Consider the following 22,623-nt stretch of genomic DNA (forward strand, 5'->3'; position numbering starts at 1 on the left):
CAATTATAAAAATTTTTCTTTGGCCTTGGTCACAACCTTGCCGAGTCCTGCAAGATCCTTGCCACCCGCGGTAGCAAAGAAAGGCTGTCCTCCTCCTCCACCCTGGATTTCTTTGGCCAATTCACGTACAATCTGCCCTGCATTAAGTCCTTTGGCCGCTATCAGCGCTTCATCCAGAATTACCGCCACCTGAGGTTTGTCCTCAATCTTGGCAGCCAAGATGACCAAAGCATTGGACACCTCATTCTTCAGTTCGTAGGCCAGCTTCTTCAGCGAATCTGCATTCGGCAACTCAACTTGAGCGATCAGGACTTTCATCTCGTCTTTGTCCACAAACTGCTTCAAAAGTTCCGCTTTAACCCCGGAAGCTTTCTCCAGATGCAGGGCTTCGATTTCTTTCCGCAGGTCATTTCTTTCCTGAATCAGCGCTTCTATAGCTTTTTTTACGTCCTTCGGATTCTTCATGAGATCCTGAATCTCCTTCACCAAAGTCTGCTGCTCACGCAAATATCCCTCCGCAGCTCCGGAAGTGATCGCCTCAATCCGACGAACGCCGGAAGCGATTGAGCCTTCGGAAACTACTTTAAACAAGCCGATTTGACCAGTTGACGGAACGTGCGTCCCTCCGCAAAGTTCGACCGAGAAGTTCTTGTCAAAAGTGATCACACGGACAAAGTCCCCGTACTTTTCACCAAAGAGCGCCGTGGCGCCCATCTTTTTCGCTTCTTCGATCGGCACATTTCGCTGCTCCGAGAGCGGAATATTCTCCCGTACTTTGGCATTGACAATTGCTTCTACCTGGGCGATTTCGTCCTCGGTCATCTTTCCAAAGTGGGAAAAATCAAACCGAAGCAAATGGTCATTGACCAAGGAACCCCGCTGCTGGATGTGATCTCCCAACACGGCCTTCAATGCAGACTGAAGCAAGTGCGTGGCGGTATGATTATTCATCGACAACTGTCTCCGCTCACGATCTACCTCTGACGAGAACATTGCCTCCGGAATAGTTGGCAGCTTCTCCACAAAATGAACAATCAGGTCATTTTCCTTCTTGGTATCCAGCACGCGGATTTTCTCAGAATCGGAAACCAACCAACCGGTATCTCCGACCTGTCCGCCACTCTCGGCATAGAACGGTGTCTTGTCCAGCACCAATTGGTAACGGTCGCCCTTCTTGTCGGTGATCGTGCGATACTTAATGATCTGAGATTGAGCCTCGGTATAGTCATAGCCGATAAACTCAACTCCGGTATCTTCATTGACCATCACCCAATCGCCCGTTTCCGATTCGGAGGCCGCTCTGGAGCGGGTCTTTTGTTTTTCCATTTCTGAGGAAAAACCAACCTCATCGATAGAAAAGCCATTTTCTCTGGCAATCAGGGAAGTCAAATCCAACGGAAACCCAAAAGTGTCGTAGAGTTCAAAAGCTGTTTGGCCTGGGATAACCGTATCGCCTTTTGCCTTCAAGTCTGTTTTGATCGACTCGAGCATCTTTAGTCCATTGTCCAAAGTCCTCAGGAAGGAAGCTTCCTCCTCATAGATCACCTTAGCGATAAACTCCTGCTGTTGTCTTACTTCTGGGAAAACCTCCCCAAAATATTCAGAGATCAATGGCGCGAGTTCAAAAAGAAATGGCTGCTGCAACCCAAGGAAAGTATATCCATAGCGAACTGCTCTTCTGAGAATTCGACGAATAACGTAGCCTGCCTTGTTGTTTGATGGAATCTGGCCATCTGCAATCGTGAAGGAAATAGCGCGGATGTGATCCACGATCACGCGGAATGCAATATCCGTCTGCTCGTCCAAACCGTAGGTTTTACCAGATTTGTCGGCAATAGCGTCCAAAAATGGCTTGAACAAATCGGTGTCATAGTTGGAGGACTTGAACTGAACGGCTCTCACAAGACGCTCAAAACCCATCCCGGTATCTACGTGCTTGGCAGGTAGTTCTTTGAGACTTCCATCCGCCAGTCGGTTGAACTGCATGAAGACCAAGTTCCAAATCTCGATGACCTGCGGATGGTCATTGTTAACCAAATCCTGACCGGGAACCAGCTCTCTTTCGGCATCAGATCTCAAGTCAATGTGTACTTCTGAGCAAGGACCACAAGGCCCAGTGTCACCCATTTCCCAAAAGTTATCCTTCTTCGAACCCATGATAATACGCTCGGGCGAGACGATTTTGCTCCAAAGATCGAAAGCCTCTTGATCCATTTCCAGCTTGTCTCCTGCATCTCCCTTAAAAATAGAGGCGTACAATCTGTCTTTTGGAAGTCCATATACTTCTGTCAAAAGTTCCCAAGCCCATTCGATTGCTTCTTTTTTGAAGTAATCTCCAAACGACCAGTTGCCCAGCATCTCAAACATCGTATGGTGGTAGGTGTCCACGCCGACTTCTTCGAGATCGTTGTGCTTCCCGCTCACGCGAAGGCACTTTTGGGAGTTGGCGACGCGAGGGAATTTGGCGATTTCGTTGCCGAGAAATGCGTCTTTGAATTGGTTCATCCCGGCATTGGTAAACATCAGGGTGGGGTCATTTTTGACCACAATCGGGGATGAAGGAACGTACTGATGCTGTTTGGACTGGAAAAACTCTATAAAGGTACTCCGTATTTTCTTTGCTTCCATGGAAGGTCTGAGGTGCAGAAATGAACTATTCGTGTTAATGAGCCTATAAAAAGGCCGGTTTTATCGGGTGACAAAATTAGCAGAATTGACGGGCTTATGCATATCTCAGCCGGGAATTTGAGGAATCGGAGAAATTGGCGGCATCAAGGGATAGCAACGGCAGAAAGACTCCTACTTTCGGCGTTGGGACTAGATCAGACTTGATCTCAATACAGCGCTTTCTCCAGCTGCACCTTTAGATAAGCTTTCATCTCTTCTCCCTCCTCCACTTTGATCTCTCCAGGAAGGCCGAGGATAAACCTTGCCAAACCTGGCAGTTGAGGGATTTCTCCCTGAAAGCAATATTGGTTTCGGTTTTTGATGGACATGAAAGGAAGCGCATTGGGATGCTCTTCCAGCATCAGCTGATAGGCGCGTTTACTGAGTTTGAGCTTTACATTGAATTTATTTTTCCCGGTAAATCCAAAAATCGCCTGTCCGGGAAGCTCGTGTTTCGTTTCGTGTTTCCACCCTTCTGATGCAATGATGACTTCCGCAATTCGCTCTATCTTGAATACCTTCATGCTTAGACTTTCCAGTTCGAAGGCATGAATATTTTCATAGTCGCGGGAAAAACCAACGGGTTCGACAAGTCTGTCGGAGACCGTCTCACTACTGAGCGAATAGTAATCCTTCAGCCAGATCTGCTTCTTCGCCGAGATCCCCTGCCCGATCTGACCGACCAGCTTGCCGAGATTGGCTTTGAAGAGTTGCTCGGTCCCCTGCTTTACCTCGGATCTCAATTGCAGTTTTTGCAAAAGAGAATCGCGTAGAAGGTTAGCTTTGCCCTGACTCTCGATCAAGGATTTCAGCCAGATATTTTCTTCCTGCGAAAAAGTGCTATAGTTCAGCGGCGTATCCTGACCGGGAGGCTGCTTGATTTTGTATTTGCTAAACTCCTTGACAACCTCAAAACCCAGGGCTTCCAGCAGTTTGAAATAACGATAGATTGTTCGCTCGTCCGTCTCCAGGAGTTCGGCGAGTTTATGGACAGGCTTGCCAATATTGACTTGGAGGAGGTTGATCAATTTGAAAACACGAAGGATTTTTTGCTGTTCGATTTGTCCGGACTTGCTCATGAGGCTATGACGATAAGTGTCTAAAAGTAGGGATTCTAACTCAGTGAAAAGGAGATTATGACAGCTATTGTCGGAAAAATGATTGAATTGACCTGAACTAATAAATTCTCCAGCCCCCTTTCCAAGGGAGAATTGAGTCAACTAGAAATCCAGCGTTGATTTTGAGAAAGTCTGAAGCGTTGAACCTCTACCAAACACGAAATTCCTCTATTTTTACCCGATGCCAATTCCGGAAATAATCAACAAGTCTCCAAAGAAAAGTGCCTTTCTCGCTGGAGCGATCTTTCTATTGGGGTATTGGCTTATTGGCTTTGATGGCATTACCTTTTCGGACGACGTCTACTACTTGCTTGCTGGAAGGGATTTTTGGAACGGGACAATGGAGTTTAATTCCTACCACTTCTCTACCCGCTGGGGAGCTTATGTTCCGTCCGGCTTGATGGGAATCCTGTTGGGCTCTGATCCCCATCGGGTTTCTTTTATCTCCCTGTTAGCCTATATCGGTACGTTGGCGATGTTGGTAAAGATCCTACCCAAGCAGTACAGTCCTTGGGTCTTGGTGATCTGGTTTTCGACCCAAGTCTATTTTCTTCACTTTTTGACCAAGGTTTATCCTGATTCCCTGCTGGTTTTCTGGACGGCATTGGTTCCTTTTTCGGCAGTCTTCCGGAAAAAGCACCCTCTATCAGCATCGTTGGGTGTGATCGCAGGACTGTTTTTTGGCTTTCTCACCAAGGAAACCATTGTCTTTCTGGCACCATTTCCGGTTTTGCTTTTTCTCCTCGATTGGAAAAATAAGCAGCTAAATCGAAGGTTTTACTTATCCCTGCTCGGGCTCGGGTTGCTATTTGGCAGCGCCTATATGGCCTATTTCTGGGTCGAATTCGGTCATCCGCTTTATCGCTTCCAATCCATCCAAGAAGGTCATTACATCTCCGAATTCACCTATGCGGACAAAAGCGTCTGGGTGATGGTGAAGCGCCTGTCCTTATTCCCGATTCTTACCTTTGTGGAGCGATCGTATTGGCTTTGGATCGTTTTTGCGATTCCTGCTTTGGTCAGGCTTCGCAAAAACCCCAGGTCTCCCGAAGTCGAATTCGGCCTGGCATTCCTGAGTTTGCTGTGCTGCTTCTGGTTCATGAGTACCAACTTTCAGTTTTACAATCCCCTTTATCTAAATCCCCGTCACCTGATCATCCTCATCCCTGTCCTGGCATTTTTGATCAGTTTGGGTTGGCAGGAATGGCAAAGCAATCCGAGACTCAGATGGTGGCTGATCGTCTTGATTCAATTTGGAGTAGTCATCAGCCTGGTGCAGCTGGATTGGAAGATGGCGGGTTTTCAGACCCTCGTAGGAGGCGTTTTAATCTGGAAAAACCTGCCGATGAATAAATGGATATTGGGGGCGGTATTGCTAGTTCCGGCCTTGGCTTCCATCTACTATCAAGGTCAAGTGAAGGCCTATCCTGAGTTTATCAATTCTTTGAGAAAAGAAGTAAAAAACACAGGTAATCAACCTCCTATACTGACCAACAACTTCGTCCATTTCAGCCGAGAGGTACTGTTTCCAAATGATCCAAAAGCCCAGGAACTCCTGCTTCCTATCGAAAAGCTCGACTCTTTGGCACCGATACTTCCGTTGGAATTCAGAGTGTACCTCTATGACTACTACCGACATGCGTACCCTAAAGAGCAAGAGGATATAGATCGGCTGGAAATTTTTCTTCAAAACCATTGTCGCCTTATCGAAGAAGAGCGGAAAGGGAAAATCTGGAATAGATCGTTCAGGATGAAATGAACTTAAAAGGATGCCTTTTTCAAGCCACTACCAATCATTTCCCAAGAAGAACAGACGATTCACATTGAAGCCCAGTCGAAACTCCTCCCCCGGCACACCATTGGAGCCGGCCAGCAAATACGGTTCATTCAGCGCAGATGAAGTCACAAAGTACATTTGAAACACATGCTGCCCTGCCTTGATATCCCAACCCACTCCAAAGTTGTTTTTGATGTCCGAATTGAGATTGGGAATCCATTGCAGCGTGAGCGAGGAATTCTTCGTGACCTGCCACTTTCCGTTAAGTCCCAGTGCCAGATAGAGGTTTTGGGTACCTTCGATCTGATAGACCGGCAGTGCATTGCTGAAATAGGAGAAAATTGGATTCACTCCCACGCTGATCTTTTCACCAAACTTCTTTGCAAGCATCAGCTGCGCAAAATAAACCAAACGGTCTGAAAACACTGGCTGTTCATCGGCTGGCAGATAAGTGTAATCTCCGGATATCACCCCGATACCTCCGGCAAAACTCAGTGAAAAAGGAACTTGGCCATCCTCGGTCTGCCGCAGCAGATGGTATCTCCCAAAGAGCTGGTAGACCTTATCCTGACTGGTTCGGGTTAGACCCAGAGAGATTCTGTCACTCAGGCCGTATTCAAATCCGATTACGATGTTCGCGCCATTGTCCAGTCCAAAGAGATTTTCAATACCACCATCCAGTGTCCCGAAGGTGTGCATCAAGGCAAAATGTAAGGTTTTTTTTGTCAATGGATGTACCGTAAGCTGGTTGATATGCCGGGGAGCCTGAAAGATCTCGCTCAATTCCGACGGTGTAGAATCCTGTGCGGATATATCCTGGGAAAAAGCACAAAATACTGACAACATCACTGACACCGCCGATACCCCTATCTTAGCCAGGATAGTCATCGGACTATCGTAAGTGTAGTACCCGCTGCAGTCGCCGCGTATTGATCTAAGTGTTGCGTGGCGGGTCCGTTTAGGAGTTTACCCGATGAGTCGAACACAGACCCGTGGCAATTGCAGGTAAATCGGGATCCAGAAAAGGTCCAACTATCAAAACACCCTTCGTGGGTGCAAATAGAAGTCATAGCATTGTAGCTCCCACTTACATTTACGACCAATGTCCTGGCGCTGCTGATCAATAGCCAACCGCCTGATGCGGCAAGTCCGGTTTGAATTGTCAAGTCGATAGTAATTGTATTTCCCGATACGCTGATGCCGGTACCGGGCCCTGGATTCCCCGTATTTCCGCCAGGGGTTTTGGGGGCGGGATCTGCGTCCTCGGTGCTGGAGCAGGAGGTGAAAAACGAAACTCCCAACGTACCGAAAACCAAACCGAATCCTGCTTTCTCCAAAAATTCCCTGCGGGAATTTGAAAGCTCACCTGTTACTATTTGGGTAGAATTTTCCATAGGACATAATTTTCGTTGATGAATACATAAACGAATTATATGTTCCAGTTGGATGTAAAGGCAGTTGAATAGTTTGGCTAAAAATACTTGGGCTTCAAAATTTCACTGACCACAACAGCCTGCTTCAGCGTTTTGGGGTTTTTAAGCAGGTCTGCATAGGGATTTACACGCTTTTTAGACAGCGCATCGTAGTCCATCTTCGGGATAGAAACGGACGGAATGGAATGGATATCTCTATATGCCTGATAGGGATTTTCCTTTCGCGCGGCAAAGGAGTCTTCATAAAACTCCGCCTCTTCGTCATCGGCATCAACCGCGACTGACCGTCTGCTGATCGGCTTGTTGCGAGCAACCGTCGCAGTAGGATTTGACACGGGCTGGAGCGGTCGAGACTGCGGCCGACTTTCTGGAGTTTTTGGATTTTGCGCCTCGCGGATTTCCTTCAACAAATCCTCAAAACTCATCCCTCGTTTTGGTTCCTCTGGTGCGGAATTGTCAGAATCCGGCACTTCAGGACCTTTTTTCTTCCTAGTTGCCTGATAGATGAAGTAGGCAATGACAGCCACGATATAAACAATATTTCCCAAATCCATGGGAGTAAGATAAGGTAAAGTGTCCGGATTTGAAATTTGAGAATTGAGATTTTATTTTCGGCTGATCGATAGTTGACCTTCGGCGTACGAGTCCCTAATTGAAAAACCGATCGGGTAGTCATGTCAACGACAGGAGACGTCTTAATACAGGAGAGATACGACAGACGCAATCCTCCTAAGCTCTTCGCAAGTTTTATCCCGGAGCTCGAAATGACTTGTCAATTCCCCCAATTGCGCTTATTTTGTTCCCTTTAGAAGGAGAAAAAACACGCATGCTGCTCAGTAAACTGGAGATCAAGGGTTTTAAGAGTTTTGGGGATAAGATGGTGATTCATTTTGACAAAGGAATCACAGGGGTGGTGGGCCCAAATGGCTGTGGGAAGTCTAATGTCGTCGATGCGATCCGATGGGTGCTGGGTGAGCAAAAAACCCGTATGCTCCGCTCCGACAAGATGGAAAACGTCATCTTCAACGGAACCAAAAACCGCAAACCGTCCAACCTCGCGGAAGTTTCCCTGACCTTCGAAAACACCAAAAACCTCCTCCCCACCGAATACACCCACGTCACGATCACCCGACGCTACTACCGATCCGGCGAAAGTGAGTACCAGATCAATGGCGTCACCTGCAGGCTGAAAGACATCACCAACCTCTTCATGGACACGGGGATCAACTCCAACTCCTACGCGATCATCGAACTCAAGATGATCGATGAGTTGCTGAATGACAAAAATAACTCCCGTCGTGAGCTTTTCGAAGAGGCCGCCGGTATATCGAAATTCAAAACCCGAAAAAAGGAAACACTTCGCAAGCTTGAAGACACCGATGATGACTTGGCACGGGTGGAGGATCTGCTTTATGAGATCGACAAAAACCTCAGAAGCCTGGAAAAACAGGCCAAACAGACGGCCAAATACTTTGAGATCAAAGCAGACTACCGCAAGGCCAGCATCAATCTGGCCAAGAAGTCCATCGAGAAATACGCCCAAAGTCTGATAGAAGCGAGTGCAAAAATCCAAAGCGAATCGGATAGAAAGCTGCAGATCAGCACGCAGATCACCGATCAGGAAGCCCTACTCAGCCAGCTGAAAGCCGGTTTGATTCAAAAAGAAAAGCTTCTCTCCACCCGCCAAAAGACGCTTAACGAGCACGTGAACAAGATCAGGGCGTTTGAGTCGGAGAAAAAAATCAAAAACGAACGGATGCGCTTCCTCGAGGACAGATCCCAAGCTTTGCGCGAGCAGATCGACACGGATCGCAAGTCCAACGACCGGGCCGGATTCTCCATCCGATCCCTCCAGCAAGAAAAAGAAGCTGCGGAAAAACTCCTCGCCGAAAAGGAATTCATCGTCACCGAACTCCGGGAGCAATTCGATGCGCAGAAGCTGATCAGCTCCGAAAAACAGCAAAGTCAAAAGGAACAAAGTCTCAAGTTTGAAAGCCTCAAAGAACGGGTGTATCAGCTTGGAAAAGAGGTAGAAATCAAGCAAATACAACTCTCGACACTCAAGCAGGAACTTGAGCGAACTTCCTCGGACGACTCTTCACAGGAAGCTAATCTGGTGGAGTTTGAGGACAAGATGGTGGAACTCAAAGCAGAACTCGACGAGGCAACTGCCGCGTTTGCCAAACTCAAAGCCAAGCAGGAAGATCAGGATCAAAAGATAGAGGACACCAATCGCGTGATCGAGATGATCCGCGAGGAACTCACTACTTCGTCCCGTAAGCTGGACGCCAAAACCAACGAATACAACCTGACCAAATCACTGGTCGAGAACCTCGAAGGCTTCCCCGAAGCGATCAAATTCCTTAAAAAAAACAACTCTTGGGGCAAGGACATTCCACTGCTCTCGGACTTGCTCACGACGGACGAGAAGTTTCGTGTAACCATCGAAAACTACCTCGAAGGTTACATGAATTACTATGTCGTGGAGACCGAGACGCAGGCAATTGCAGCGATCCAGCTGCTTAGCGATGCTGCACGTGGCAAGGCAAATTTCTTTGTCTTAGAGCACTTTGAGCGGTTTAAGCCCGGGCAAAGCAAGCTTTTCCCCAACGCCATCGCCGCCACCGAGATCATCGAATTTGATGTCAAATACAGCCGGTTGATCAATTTCATTCTGGACAATGTTTACATCGTGCAGGGAGAATACAGGGATTTTCCCGAGGATCCGGAATGCGTTTTTCTGTCCGAAGCGGGCAAATACACTAAACGCAAATTTTCCCTTTCGGGAGGATCGGTTGGCCTTTTCGAAGGAAAAAGAATCGGCCGAGCCAAGAATCTCGAAAAGCTCGACCGGGAGATCAAAGACCTGAGTAAAAAGGTGAGCAGTACCCGCGCCAACTTGGATCAGAAGCTTTCAGACCTGATCAAACTCAAGGAAGTCAGTCACAAAAAGACTTTGGAAGAAAGTCAAATTCGGATCAATGAACTCAATTCGGGCTATGTGTCTATCCGGACCAAAAAGGAACAACTGGCCGAACTCCTAAACTCCAACGTCCACAAGCGGGAGGACATTCTGGACCGGATTGCTTCTTTGGAAGAAAGTCTGCTGGTCATCCTCCCCCAACTGAAAGAAGAAAAATCGGTGTTTGATGGAATGACCGATGCCTTGACGCTGGTCAACGAAGAAGTCGAAATCGAGAACAAAAAGCTGGCGGAGAAGTCCCAGACCTTCAACCAGGAAAATATCACCTACATCCAGCAGGTCAACCGGGTCAACAGTCTGGAGCAGGAGGTCGAGTTTAAGCAAAATGCCTTCGAAAGCTCCAAGGAACGTATCGAAAAGTCCCAGGCCGAACTCGCCCAGCTCGACGCCGAAGTCAAGTCCCTGCTGGACAACAACGAAGTCAAAGACGATGAACTCATCGAGCTCTATGCCGAGAAGGAAAGTATAGAAAAGGGCGTCACCGAAGCCGAAAAGGACTATTACGGTGCCCGCGGATTCATCGACGAGACTGACACCAAGATCCGTAGCCTGCAGAAGTCCAAGGAAGGTTTTGACCTGCTGCTACAGGAGTTGCAAAACAGCATCAACGAGATCAAGCTCAAGATGAGCGGGATGAAGGAGCGCCTGAGCGTGGAGTTTGAGCTGGATCTGGACGCGCTGATGGAAGAGAACCCCGACCTCGATCCGGAGTTTTTGGACTTTGCAGAGGAGGAGATGCGCGAACTCGTACGCAAGCAAAAAGAGAGGCTGGAGAAGATCGGCCCCATAAATCCCATGGCTATGGAAGCCTATGACGAGATCAAAGTGCGTTATGATTTCATCAGTTCACAAAAAGAAGATCTGATCAAGGCAAAGGAATCCCTGCTCAGTACCATCGCTGAGATCGACCAAGTGGCCAGAGAAACCTTTTTGGAAGCTTTTGGCAAGATCAAGGAAAACTTCATCAACGTATTCCGATCCCTCTTCACTGAGCAGGACGACTGCGACCTAACCCTGGTAGATCCCAGCAATCCGCTGGAATCACCCATCGAGATCATGGCCAAGCCCAAGGGCAAGCGTCCCCTCACCATCAACCAGCTCAGCGGTGGGGAAAAAACCCTGACCGCCACTTCTCTACTCTTCTCTATCTATCTGCTGAAGCCTGCCCCCTTCTGTATCTTCGACGAAGTGGACGCCCCACTCGACGACGCCAACATCGACAAGTTTAACCAGATCATCCAGCGCTTCAGCGGCGAGTCCCAGTTTATCATCGTCACGCACAACAAGCGCACCATGGCCAGCACGGATATTATCTATGGCATCACGATGATTGAGGCGGGGGTTTCGAGAGTCGTGCCGGTGGATTTGAGGGAGTTGGCTTGATCTGGAATTTCGATGTTCAACCTTCGATATTTTATAATGGTCGGATTTCTGGGAATCGATATACAATCCAAATTTTAATTATTGCAAAATCGCCATAATTAAAAGTCAAGCAAGTCTTAACAGCTTTAAAATAAGCGTTAAAGAGTGGGTTGAAAAACATATGTCATAGGCTTAAAATCTTCTGCTGGAGGATATAGCGGTACATATGCACACCTTGATATTGCATTAATCTCTGCCTCCCGCTTAAGCGGGAGGCAATTCAAGGGAAGTCCAATAGACTCAGAATGACTCTCCCCTATCGATTTTCTATTTTGAATAGGAATGTGGCTTTAGCCCATTCCATTTGGATTTTTTAATAGTAGTTAGGCTTTATCCACATTCTTTATGTTGCCAATCAAATCCAGTCCCTGCACAAAAGCCTGAACCAATTAAAACTCAAAGGCAAAATCCGTCCGAAATTCCTATTTTAGATAATCAGCTTAGTTGCTTAACCTAATTTCTAGCGGATGAGCGAAGAACTTCACCTCTCTAGCGATGAGATTGAAAATCGGATTTTTACGATCAGAGGCCACCAAGTCATGATTGACCGGGATTTGGCTGAATTATACAGGGTTGACGGAATAGAAAAAACGATACTCGAATCTGATCAAAAATTCGAAAAGATCTTTAAAGCCCTGGAAAACAAGGATCAAATCCCCTCGCAGGGCGTTTTTTTTTTCGACGGACAGGTCTTTGATGCTTACGAGTTGGTTTCCCGGATCATCCGATCTGCCAAGTCCAGCATTATCCTGATTGACAATTACATCAATGAGTCAACGCTAACTCACATGGCAAAGAAAAAACGAGGGGTAAAAGCAATCCTTCTCACCAAATCAATCACCAAACAACTCGAATTGGATATCCAAAAAGCAAATGAACAATACGGGGATTTTGAAGTGAAACCTTTTGACAAGAGCCATGATCGATTCCTGGTTATTGATGGTCAAGAGATCTATCACTTAGGAGCTTCGCTAAAGGATTTAGGACGTAATGGTTTGCTTTCTCAAAATTGGAGCAAGCATCGGTCGAATCTATTTTGAATTTAATTCCGAAAATCACAAAACCTTGACTTAATATCAGGTTAATCCAGTCGACTGCAAAACAAACACTTAGAAGTCCAATTGCAACGAAACACATTTGATGAACAACCTCTTCCCAGACTATCAAAAAATCTCTCGTTCAAGCTATATTGTGTTGATTGGCTTCTCATCGGAGATAGAGACCGACATATACTCCTTCAAACAGCTTTTCCAGCGCAATTTTGGATACGCAGAAAAAGTAAGGTCAACCCCGCATCTCACCATGCTTCATTTTATCGCCTCCAAAAAATCGATTCCACCAATCATTGAAGTCCTTAAAAATTTCTGCGCGAAAATAAAATCGATTCACCTTCAGTTCACCGCATTCAATTCCTTCGAAAGGAACAAACTCTTGTTTTTGGATCTTGAAAAACAGGAGGATCTCAGCAATATCTCCACCGATTTGCAAAAAGAATTTAAATTGGCTGCTCCGGAAATTTCGATCGAAAGGAAAAAGCTTCGACCCCACGCCACCATCGCTCGATGTCCGAGGATGAAGCTACCGCAATTCAATGACGCAGTTGAATTCTTCAAAGGTATTCCCTATCAAAAATCCACTTATCCAAAATCAATCGCCATTTTTGATCAAAATAAGCGCAAGGAAGAATGGCGATATGATTTCGAAAACGTAGCTTGGCAGTAATTCTAATAATTAATCAGCTGAGAATTTAAGTGCCGGACTGGCTCCTTTTTTCAATTCACCTTCTGAAATCCACACCCTTCTGTATCTTCGACGAAGTGGACGCCCCGCTCGACGACGCCAACATCGACAAGTTTAACCAGATCATCCAGCGCTTCAGCGGCGAGTCCCAGTTTATCCTCGTCACGCACAACAAACGCACTAGGACCAGCACCGACATCATCTATGGCATCACCAAGATCGAAGCGGGGGTGTCAAGGGTGGTTCCGGTGGATTTGAGGGAGTTGGCGTAGAGATTGATTGAGGGTTTGGAATGTGAGATTATACACCCCGAAGGGGTGAAATATTTATAGAAGATTGTACAATTCAACCAGATTCGACCCTTTCGGGGTCGTACATTCCGAACACAATCGATTGTTCTATAAACATGGAATCCCCTCGGGATTCTAAACCACCCACAAAAGGCCACATGTTTACAGAAATCATCTCCATGGTAGAAAACATGACCCCGCAGGGGTCACATATTTATAGAAAATCGTCGAATCCATTCCGCCATTCGACCCCTTCGGGGTCGCACATTCCGAACATTATCCATTGTTCCATAAACGTGGAATCCCCTCGGGATTCTAAACCACCCACAAAGGGTCACATGTTTACAGAAATCATTTCCATGGTAGAAACATGACCCCGCAGGGGTCACATGTTTATAGAACACAATCGAACATAGAGCCATTCGACCCCAATGGGGTCGCACCAATAATGTCTACCCATTTTGCTATAAACATAGAATCCCTTCGGGATTCGCGCCATCAATCTAGACCAACGCCCCAGAATGGGCAAATGTTTATACTTCATATCCAATCGACAGGAACATGGCCTCGAAAAGGCCGAATGTTTATAGAATCCATCGGATTGAAATCAATTCGACCCCAATGGGCCTGTCTGTTTCAGGCAGGGCTGCACATCCCATTCTATGCGGCAAAATACATCGAAGCCCTTCGCGATTCGGTCGGTCAGAGGCTTATAAAAGACCTCGAAGAGGTCACATGTTTATAGCAAACGTTGTATTGAACCCCATTCGACCCCGATGGGGTCGCACATCCTACAAATCCCATGCATCTACAAGCATGAAATCCCTTCGGGATTCGGTCTATTATACCTTGATGTGTGACCCAGAATGATTCATATGTTTATAGAAAACATCCAAACGGTACGGGCACGACCCAGAATGGGTCAAATGCTTATAGCAAATCGTCTGGTCGAATCGAATCCCATTCGACCCCGATGGGGTCGTACATCCCAATCTCAATTCCCCTGCTATAAACATAGAATCCCTTCGGGATTCGCTATTTTGTTTCTGTTTCCGAAACAAACAAAAAACCGAAACTATGCCCGGGACGTTTTCACAAATCTACATCCAACTGGTCTTCGCCGTAAAAGGCCGACAATCCCTCATCCAAACACACTGGGAGGAGGAACTGTACAAATACATCACCGGCATCGTGACCCACAAGGGACAAAAACTACTGTCCATCAACGGAATGCCTGATCATATCCATATCCTGATCGGAATGAAACCCACCTGTTGCCTTTCTGATCTGGTCAGGGAAATCAAAAAATCCAGCAACGCTTGGGTGGAAGAAAAAGGCTTCTGCCCTTCCAAATTCCAATGGCAAGAGGGATATGGCGCATTCTCCTATTCTCACTCTTCCCTCGATCCCGTCATCTCCTACATCCAAAACCAAAAAGATCACCATCGCAAAAAGACCTTCCAAGAGGAATACAAAAGCCTGCTGACGCTCTTCCAGATAGACTACAAAGACGAATACCTCTTCGACTGGATGGACTAAGCCATTCAAGAGCTTTAATCTATTTAACTGATGAGAAAAGATCGGAAGAGGCTTTAGCCATATTCCGAAAGTCTTCTATCTTCGCCGAAACGGAATTGCGTTTCTCGATGGCGATTACTGAACCATCCACGGCGTTACCATAGTCGAAGTTGGGGTGTCAAGGGTGGTTTCAGTGGATCTGAGGGAGTTGGCTTAGGGTACTCTCCGTTAAAATAAACTTGAGCTGAGGAAAAGCTGATTTGATCAAAACTCTTAATCGAACATTTTCATGAAAGAAATATTTGAATCATGGGTCATAGAGTCTAAAAAGACCATCACTAGGCCAGACAAATACAGCTCCACGATTACGACAATATCAAACCATCTTAAAAGGAAAAACCTTATAGAAACCGGTCTCTTCTCAATTGTCCATGCAGAGGAAATAATAAAAATAAAAGAATTATACTTTAGTTTTGACGAATACTATTTTAAAAACAAAAAAGGAAATCACATGTATAGCAGATCACTAGATCTTTATATAGAATTCCTTGATACTTCGGAATTAGTCCAAAACAACACAATTCCACAAACAATACAATCTATTATCAACAATCAAAACTTAACGTCAACGGAAAAAGAAGCAATAATCTTAAGCCGAAGAGGGCAGGGAAAATACAGGGATTCACTTATAGAACTATGGGGCAAATGTTCGATCTCCGGTTATTCTAATCATCGAATATTAGTCGCTTCCCATATCAAACCTTGGAAAGATTCCAACAACTTCGAAAGAACGGACAAATATAACGGCCTTTTACTCCTGCCTACTTTTGATAAGTTATTCGATTTAGGACTGATCAGTTTTTCTTTAGAGGGAAGAATTAAAATATCCAAACAACTTCAACAACCAAGTATTTTATCCATATCAGTTGACACTAAAATTAACATCAGTAAAGAGCACTTAAAATACCTTGATTTTCACAATAATATGAGATTTAAAAAATAATTTCAAAAGAAATTTACACTGATTCAAAAAGCTCACTTAACCTCTGACGTACATTTTCTAAGTGAATTCGCTCTTGCTCTAAGCGAAAATTGTTTTGTAAGAGAAAATAATAAACGGCATGTTCTTCATCGGATAGATAAGATGGCACTTTCGCAATCACTGGAGTGCCCGACACAATAAATTCGTGGTACTTCTCGACTATTTCCATATCCATCAAAAATGACTTGGTGTGCGAAAAATAAGATCTCAATTGGGAAAGCATTTGAAATCCTTGAAGATCTAAATCACTCCAATAGTAAATTTCTTTATCACGAAGCCATTCAACTGTCTTAAATGACTCAATGGCAAACCCTTGACCCCATATAGCTATTGAATCTGAGACTTTAGGATAAGTCAAAAAGTTCATTTTATTTTCAATTATAAAAACTCTTTTGCAACCTATCGGATTTGCGGCAAATTGTTTGATCGGCACGGAAATGTCATCGTACCACGACACATTCCAAAAAATTGAGTCCAAAATTCTAAATCTAACTAATGGCTGATCATATTTGAGACCAAATCTCTTTTCGAAAGTGTTCTCGGGATCGACTCGAATTTCCGGAACCAATTCATCCAATAAGGCCCTCAAACACCCCTTATTCTCTTCGATAAACTTAGTATGAATTGAGATAGGTAGTTCTCTTAAATAAAATTTGTCAGGAACATAGCTTTTCTCGAACCATAGGCAAACTTTTATTAGGTCTGGCCAGATATTATCATTTGATATTATCACTCTAGTGTTATCTACCATCCATTGCGTAAGTTGTGGAAACACAGCAACGACCTTGTCAAAGTTTTCTTCTAACAATTGAAACTCTTTCTCTTTCCCCAAAAATTTCAAATAATTGGTCAAGTCTTCGAATACAATCGCTCTAGGTATTCCTTGCATACCGTGCCTTCGGGTTTTCACTCGTTCTACAACTACCTTGTAACCAAATCCCTTCCTATCTTTGGACTCACTAAACAGCTCCTCTATTTCCCTATTCATGTTGGCATAGTTGTCCGAAAGCTTTTTGTCGGACGGAACAGTGAAGGGAAAGCAGTCAATCCCTTCAAGTAAAGACCGGAGAATTTCATGGTATTTCCGCTCGGCTTTCTTCCTTATTTCCTCGGGTGTGATCATGACTAAACGGATGGTTGCAAAAACTGCTCTCTATGCTCCTGTAGTTGCTTAATAGGCATATCATACACTACAGAATGCCGGTTTTCTTTTCGTTGCACAAAATGGATCCTGGCGATATAAGGTTCTACAATCGCCACTTCTTCCGCTTTGGCAGGTGACACCACCATCACCTGCAGGTGTAGCTGTTTACATAGTTCCATCAAGAATTGAGCTTTTTCGTCATCCTGTTTGCTAAAAGCCTCGTCAACGCAAATGAAGCGGAAGGAATTAGTATTAAGTCCCTCACTATGGATACCAAACTGATAGGCTATGGCCGAACCCAAAATCGTATAAGTAAGCTGGGCGGCTTCTCCACCCGAAAGTTTGGCCGTTCCCGTGTAACTTCGGAAAATTCGTGACGGATCTTTCTTATAGAGCGCTACTGCTTTGAATTTTAGCCAATTTCTAACATCTAGTACTTCTTTTCTTAGGTTCTCTTCAGTGGTCAGCTTGTCTAGTAGCGACTTGATTTTTCCAAAACTTTCTTCAAGTATTCGATCATCCTGTGTCCTGGCAAACTCTGTCGAATTAGGCTTCCATCCACTGAGTTGCTGCTTGAACTCTTTAACTTTGGGCGAATAGTCTTTTTCTACCTGCAGCTTGATAAAGGCAGGTGGGTTGCTGATGAAATTGATCTTAGCCAACGACTTATTCAGCACCTCGATGTTTTCTTCTATATCCTCTTCCTGTTGCTCAAGCCAACTTTGAAAATCAGACATCTTGGTAATCATCTCTTCGTTTAGGTATTTTTTGAACTGCTCTTTGTATCCTGCCAATTCCTCCTTTTCTATCCTTTCCAACAGAGCAACATATTCCTCAATGAACTCAGCCCGCTCACTCAGCCTGTGGGTATCCGCATTCCAATCACTGAACTGGTCAGCTATTTCCTTGTCCGGGTTTTTGAAATGCCTCATCAGGTTTTCCGAGTCACTTTCCATCCTTCGGATATCATCTCTCAGTTTCTCAATCTGCTGGTTGATGGCCCCAACTACCTTGTTTCTGATCTTCTCTATGGAATCAATATCACGACCCATTTCGGATATGAAGTGTTCTTCAAAATCCCCCAATCTTGCGACCGTGTTCAGGTACGCATAACGCTGGATGGTGTCTTGGGACTCTCTCAATTTTTGATGCTGAAAGCCGATCTGGGTATCCATCTGGGTGATTTCTTTATCCAGCCCCTTCACCAGCTCCTGTTTGCTTTTGATGATCCGTAAGGTTTCTTCCTTCTGTTTTTTGAGCGTATTTATCCTGTTGTTGGTTTTCTCGAGTTCTTCGATCTTTTTGATATTTCCCTGGATTTCGGCAGCCAATGACCACCAGTCAATTTTCTTAAATGCTTTATATGCGATGAAGCTGGTGAGGTTCTCCGAATCCCTGCGCATCCTGGTCTGCTGGGATTTTATGGCCGAGAGCCTGCTTTCCACTGTTTTGATCTGTTCATGGACGCTGGCTACAGCTTCTCTCAGTGCGGCAATTTTCTCTTTGTTATCCCAGCCGAGTACATATTTCTGCCGGTTCTTGATCTCAGGCCGGTCGTCCTTTTCATGCCGTCCTGTATTTTTGATTAGCCCCTCACGGGTGATGGCCTTATCTGAGAGGCGGAATGCGTCAAGATCATCTACACACTGATGGTTAAACTTGAAACTCACCTCATTTTTGATCCATTGGGTGTAGTCTGAGGCTTTGAAATCGAGTTTGTGGATCAGTTCCTTTTCGATCGTTTGCTGAAAGATAGGTGAGGCCACTTCCTTTTTGTTGAACCTGTGGTAGATGATCCTACCCCTTAAATCGTGTGCATTTACATAGCCGTTTACCTGTTGGTAATATTTATCGGGTACGATAAGCCGAAGGGCGAAATTGTGCAGCAGGCGCTCGATGGCTGGTTCCCAATCACGGGCATCATCCCGGACTTTTATCAGCTCACCCACAAATGGGATTTCCCTCTCGGTAGCGCCTACGGCCTCCAGGATTTCGCTCTTGATACGGGTCGGATGACCGGTGATATTATTTTTTTGAGAACGCAAAACACTCAACTCATTCGAGAGATTGTCAAATTTGAGTTTGATATCATCCAGCTCTTTTCGAGTCTGAAACTTCTCCTCTTCTTTTTGATCCAATTGCTCGGCAAGTTTTTTCTTCCTTTCCGATGCTAGCCTTCTTTGATCATTAAATAGTGCCTGTGACTGGGGATTTGGTTGAAGTTCCAGGTTTTCCGCCAACTCACTATAAGCAATTAGCTCCTTTTCCCTCTCCGACTTTTCCTGTTCAAAGCGCTTGTTGTTTCTTTCGAGATCACGGATTTGTCTACCTACTTCATCCGATTCTATTTGTACCTCTAGGTTTATCCTGTCATGGTCAAGCGCTTCTACTTCATTGGTGAGTGTTTCCCGCTTTTCTTCTTTTTCCCTTTTTTGCTCATTCGTGGTGGCAATAAAGCCTTGCACCAAAACTTCTTGCTTGCTGGCAAACCAAAGGGGGGCTATATCTCTGAAGTTTTCTTCCCGACTGAGGTCTGCTTTTAATTTGGAAAGACCAATCGACATCCCCCTAATTGGTTCTAGCAATTCTATTTGTTTATGAGCTTTTTCTATAGCTTGATGCGCATCGTTCAGTGTTTTATAATGGATCTTCACTTTTTGGAATTCCGTCTCCGAATCTAGCTCTTCCAGCATCTGCTGGCGCACAAACTCATCTAGATTACCGAGTACTTTGAGACCAATAGTTTTGTTGAAAAGCGTCTGGGCCTTTTCCGATCTCATTCCAAAGGCTTTCCTCATTCGCTCCCCATATTCCCCCGGGCCATCTGCAAAAAACAATATTTCTCTGCTCCCTTGTTTGGGGTATTTTTGCTTCAGCCTTTTCCTCCACTCGCCGCTGACATCAAAAGGCATAAAATCGTCCTTAATTGATAACTTTTTGTGGGCAATTATAAAGCTTCTTTTGAGTTCCCCTCCTGCATACCAGCGGGATTGGGCTAGGGTAACAAATTGTGACTCGTTTTGGAAAACTGCTATCAGCACGGACTGAGCTTCGGATTTCACTGGCCTTAGTTTCTTAACCTCACGTGTGTTGGTATCCGCATTTTCCGTTTCACCATATTCCCCAAGCCAATAGGTTTCTTCCGTCCGCTCACCTTTTTCGCCTGCTGTCTGGTTATATGCCCTTGCTCTTCTCTCAGGTAGCAGAAGGGTTAAAAGGCCATCAACCAAAGTTGTTTTGCCCGATCCGTTACCTCCTGTAAGCAGAGAGGTCTCACCTCCCGGCTCGATGGAATAAATCACCCGGTCAAAAGTACCCCAATTCCAAACCTCATAAGTGTGCAGTCGGAAGCCAGACTCGCTGGGCTTAGTGCTAAAAAGACTTAAGTTCATCTTCCAGTTGTTGTTTAAATCTCAAAAGCTCTTCTGTTGTGATCCGTGCTTTTAGTATCCGTTTAACTTCGTATCTGGATTCATCTGGAAATACCCCATCCTTATGCACCTGTTTCAAAAAGCCCATCCTTACACAATCTTCCAAATATTAGTTTAGATCTCTGACAAATTTGAGCTCGTTAGTCTTTTCTTTAAAAAACATGTCAATCCTCTCTCTAAATTCTCTGGGGGTAACATAGAGATTAGCAGTTTCTAGATCGCTCGACTCAAACTCAAACAACCACTCCCTTAGCAAAATACAAACCACAGTTAGATCATACGAAAGTGGGCTTCTGCGCACCAAACCTATAGTACTCCCGGAATCGTCCAATTCAATCTGTTTCAAATAGGCATAACCTTCCCGCCTGTCCAAAACCAACTCTATGGCTATTTTTTCAAAGTAATGAGTTAACTCTACAACATATTGCACGATTTCTCCCCAAACATCCTGCTGATCTTCTGAAATTGGCCCCTGCAAGAGTTTCACTGCCGACCTGGCAAAGGGGGCTATCCTTGGGTTTTGATATTCCATCATCTATCTGGTGAAAATAATTTGGGGCAGATCGAGATATTTCCTCTCTGCCTTATTGAATTCAATTTCCTCACGAACATTTTCATTCACAAAAAAACTAGCGTTCGCATTGACAAGTGCAACATATGCCAACAGCTCCGCCAGACCTTTCCTAAGGCCTTTTTCCGTCACCACTTCCTGCAATGAAACCTGACGCTTTGACTCCAGCAAATCGTGAATATTGGCAAGAAGTTGCTGTTTATCTATGAGATCCACTTTGTATATTCTGGAAAGGTCTTCAAGATCTTCCAGTTCCAACCTAGCATGATCTGCACTTGACATAAACGAATTACTTTCCACCTTTTCTCCCAGCTTGCGTTCCAAAGGAAGTTCAATTTCAGCTTTGCCCTCAATATCGAGATAAAATTCTTTGGAAGGAGTTAGATTGACCATCTGGATAGCCAGTTGCTTGATACCAGACATCAGTTCCCTTGCCTTTCTTGATTCCAATTTCTCCTTTGCTACAATTTCCCTACTGAGCTTGTCCGCAAGCACTCCGTTTTTGTCCAACACCTTTCGAGCAGCCAAGTGCAATAGTGTCTTTAGTTTTCGCAATGAACGGGAAGATACTTCAATCTCCCTATCTTCGAGCACATTGTAGACTTCCTTCGTTAATTTTTGAAAGTCGGACTGGCTTACATCATCTAGCATAAATTGCCAAAAAGCATAAAAGCTTTTACCTTGGTCAGTACTCCTTAGCTCATAAAGGGCATCGAATGTCTCTGATAACAGTTTCCCTTTGGAAAGTTCCGCCTGTTGTTGCCGCTCGTAAATTTTCCGGGTTATTTCTTTAAAGTTATCTTCTACCTCTTTAAAGTCTCCGATCATTTCATTAGCAAGACGGTTCACCTCCTCATAGCGGGACTTCACCTGGTAGTCTTCATAAGTGGTTACAAAACCGTCTATTTTTATTCTTCGGATCTCTTCATCTATTGCCTGCTTTCTCCGCTCCAACTCGGCTAATCGCTTTTCTTTATCAGGATTGGCATTTTCTATAATGTCCCTAAGTTTTGAGAAGATGTCCTTGAATTTGGATTCTGTTCCTACAAATTCTCTGTCTCTCAATAATTCAATTACCTGAAATGCCTTTTCTGTATGCTTTGTAAGAAAAACTATAGGTTCTTTCCGAGCGTCATCTACTATATTTCGAAGGTAATTAGCGTCAATCCAGCGATCTAAATAAAGTTTTGCCTTTTCATGATAACCCACCTCATTGCTATCGGTTTTGAGAATTTCTCCCTCTTCATAATACTCAACTTCCTCAAGAAAATCAGCCAGTTTTTGCACCAAATTCTGATATGGAATTGATAAAACACTGTTTGCTTTAAATTCCCTACCTAAAAAAGTGATAGGCAAAGAGAGATTCCTCGCTCTTAATAGCTTTAATGTTACAGAGGAATCTATAAATGATTGGTTCTTAATAATTGAATTTTGAAATCCCAACATTACCTACTCAAACTTAAATTCCTTCCTATTAAACCACATAT

The 22,623-nt window shown here is 44.8% G+C and carries 15 protein-coding genes and 1 pseudogene; 7 read left to right on the plus strand and 9 right to left on the minus strand.

What is annotated here, in order from left to right; all coding sequences use genetic code 11:
* Positions 1-3: 3 nt before the first annotated feature.
* Entirely contained in the window at positions 4-2,628 is a 2,625-nt protein-coding gene (alaS, locus tag ABD031_RS16200) for an alanine--tRNA ligase (RefSeq protein ID WP_343853339.1), read from the minus strand.
* Positions 2,629-2,834: 206 nt separating this feature from the next.
* Positions 2,835-3,746 carry a helix-turn-helix transcriptional regulator gene (locus ABD031_RS16205; protein WP_343853341.1) on the minus strand — a complete coding sequence of 304 codons (912 nt, stop codon included), beginning with the start codon at positions 3,744-3,746 and terminating at the stop codon, positions 2,835-2,837.
* Positions 3,747-3,966: 220 nt separating this feature from the next.
* Between ABD031_RS16205 and ABD031_RS16210 the strand changes: the two genes are divergently transcribed.
* Complete coding sequence (locus tag ABD031_RS16210) at positions 3,967-5,544, plus strand: hypothetical protein (RefSeq protein WP_343853343.1); 1,578 nt, start codon at positions 3,967-3,969, stop codon at positions 5,542-5,544.
* A 27-nt stretch (positions 5,545-5,571) separates the two neighbouring features.
* Here the strand turns inward: ABD031_RS16210 and ABD031_RS16215 are convergent, their stop codons facing one another.
* The 3 genes from ABD031_RS16215 to ABD031_RS16225 form a co-directional block, all read right to left on the minus strand.
* Positions 5,572-6,450: a DUF5777 family beta-barrel protein gene (locus ABD031_RS16215; protein WP_343853345.1), complete on the minus strand. Its 879-nt coding sequence runs from the start codon at positions 6,448-6,450 to the stop codon at positions 5,572-5,574.
* Positions 6,447-6,956 carry a Rieske (2Fe-2S) protein gene (locus ABD031_RS16220; RefSeq protein WP_343853347.1) on the minus strand — a complete coding sequence of 170 codons (510 nt, stop codon included), beginning with the start codon at positions 6,954-6,956 and terminating at the stop codon, positions 6,447-6,449. Before ABD031_RS16220 ends, ABD031_RS16215 begins: the two co-directional genes overlap by 4 nt.
* Positions 6,957-7,033: 77 nt before the next feature.
* On the minus strand, positions 7,034-7,549 hold the full coding sequence (locus ABD031_RS16225) for a hypothetical protein (protein ID WP_343853349.1): 516 nt from the start codon (positions 7,547-7,549) through the stop codon (positions 7,034-7,036).
* Between the two features lie 272 nt (positions 7,550-7,821).
* On the opposite strand from ABD031_RS16225, the gene smc reads away from it, so the two are divergent.
* The 6 genes and pseudogenes from smc to ABD031_RS16255 all read left to right on the plus strand — a co-directional run bounded on the left by smc (position 7,822) and on the right by ABD031_RS16255 (position 15,951).
* Positions 7,822-11,361, plus strand: coding sequence for a chromosome segregation protein SMC (gene smc / locus ABD031_RS16230; protein ID WP_343853351.1), 3,540 nt, complete (start codon positions 7,822-7,824; stop codon positions 11,359-11,361).
* Positions 11,362-11,867: 506 nt separating this feature from the next.
* Positions 11,868-12,440 (plus strand): ORF6N domain-containing protein, encoded by a 573-nt coding sequence (locus ABD031_RS16235; RefSeq protein ID WP_343853353.1) that lies wholly within the window; start codon positions 11,868-11,870, stop codon positions 12,438-12,440.
* A gap of 100 nt (positions 12,441-12,540) precedes the next feature.
* Complete coding sequence (locus ABD031_RS16240; RefSeq protein WP_343853355.1) at positions 12,541-13,122, plus strand: 2'-5' RNA ligase family protein; 582 nt, start codon at positions 12,541-12,543, stop codon at positions 13,120-13,122.
* A 41-nt stretch (positions 13,123-13,163) separates the two neighbouring features.
* A pseudogene (locus ABD031_RS16245) lies at positions 13,164-13,412 on the plus strand (hypothetical protein); the annotation flags it as partial.
* 1,095 nt (positions 13,413-14,507) lie between these two features.
* Positions 14,508-14,969, plus strand: a complete 462-nt coding sequence (gene tnpA, locus ABD031_RS16250) for an IS200/IS605 family transposase (protein WP_343853359.1) — start codon at positions 14,508-14,510, stop codon at positions 14,967-14,969.
* 268 nt (positions 14,970-15,237) lie between these two features.
* Positions 15,238-15,951, plus strand: coding sequence for an HNH endonuclease (locus tag ABD031_RS16255; protein WP_343853362.1), 714 nt, complete (start codon positions 15,238-15,240; stop codon positions 15,949-15,951).
* A 13-nt stretch (positions 15,952-15,964) separates the two neighbouring features.
* On the opposite strand, the gene ABD031_RS16260 is transcribed toward ABD031_RS16255, so the two are convergent.
* The 4 genes from ABD031_RS16260 to ABD031_RS16275 form a co-directional block, all read right to left on the minus strand.
* Complete coding sequence (locus tag ABD031_RS16260) at positions 15,965-17,113, minus strand: Wadjet anti-phage system protein JetD domain-containing protein (protein WP_343853364.1); 1,149 nt, start codon at positions 17,111-17,113, stop codon at positions 15,965-15,967.
* A 2-nt stretch (positions 17,114-17,115) separates the two neighbouring features.
* Positions 17,116-20,526: an ATP-binding protein gene (locus ABD031_RS16265; protein WP_343853366.1), complete on the minus strand. Its 3,411-nt coding sequence runs from the start codon at positions 20,524-20,526 to the stop codon at positions 17,116-17,118.
* A gap of 148 nt (positions 20,527-20,674) precedes the next feature.
* Entirely contained in the window at positions 20,675-21,097 is a 423-nt protein-coding gene (locus ABD031_RS16270) for a DUF4194 domain-containing protein (protein ID WP_343853368.1), read from the minus strand.
* Between the two features lie 3 nt (positions 21,098-21,100).
* Entirely contained in the window at positions 21,101-22,582 is a 1,482-nt protein-coding gene (locus tag ABD031_RS16275; protein ID WP_343853370.1) for a DUF3375 domain-containing protein, read from the minus strand.
* Positions 22,583-22,623: the final 41 nt, after the last annotated feature.

This window comes from Algoriphagus jejuensis, from assembly GCF_039523455.1.
In the GTDB taxonomy this organism is placed as follows: Bacteria; Bacteroidota; Bacteroidia; order Cytophagales; family Cyclobacteriaceae; genus Algoriphagus; species Algoriphagus jejuensis.